This is a genomic window from Anaerotignum faecicola, assembly GCA_024460105.1.
In the GTDB taxonomy this organism is placed as follows: domain Bacteria; phylum Bacillota; class Clostridia; order Lachnospirales; family Anaerotignaceae; genus JANFXS01.
Map to the genome: position 1 here is coordinate 1 of JANFXS010000435.1, position 412 is coordinate 412.

Genomic DNA, 412 nt, shown 5'->3' on the forward strand with positions numbered 1-412 from the left:
CGGGCTTTTATACAGCCTCGGCGTTTCGGGCCTTATGATTGAAGATGAAAGTGAGTTTAAGGAATTTCTCGAAAATCCGAACAGGGAATGGGATTATATTGACGACGGCCTTGTTGAGGAAAAGTCGAAAAGGCATACGGGCATAACGTTTTTCGTAACGGACAATTTAAGCGGCCTTGAAACGCTTTCAAACGTTAAAAGCGCGGTTAAGGCGTTGAAAGAGCGGTAAAAGGAGTTTGATCTGGGAAGCCTTGAAATTACAATGAAAAACATTAGGGAAGAGGACTGGGCAAACAACTGGAAAAAGTATTTCAAACCTTTCCCTGTCGGCGGGAAGATAATGATTAAGCCAAGCTGGGAGGAGCTGGAGAGTGGAACGGACAGGGTTGTGCTTAATATTGATCCGGGACAC

Annotated in this window: 1 protein-coding gene; it reads left to right on the forward strand. The window is 44.9% G+C overall.

What is annotated here, in order from left to right; genetic code table 11:
* On the forward strand, positions 1-229 hold a 229-nt coding region (locus tag NE664_14745), incomplete at its 5' end, for a 50S ribosomal protein L11 methyltransferase (GenBank protein ID MCQ4727893.1).
* Between the last annotated feature and the right edge of the window lie 183 nt (positions 230-412).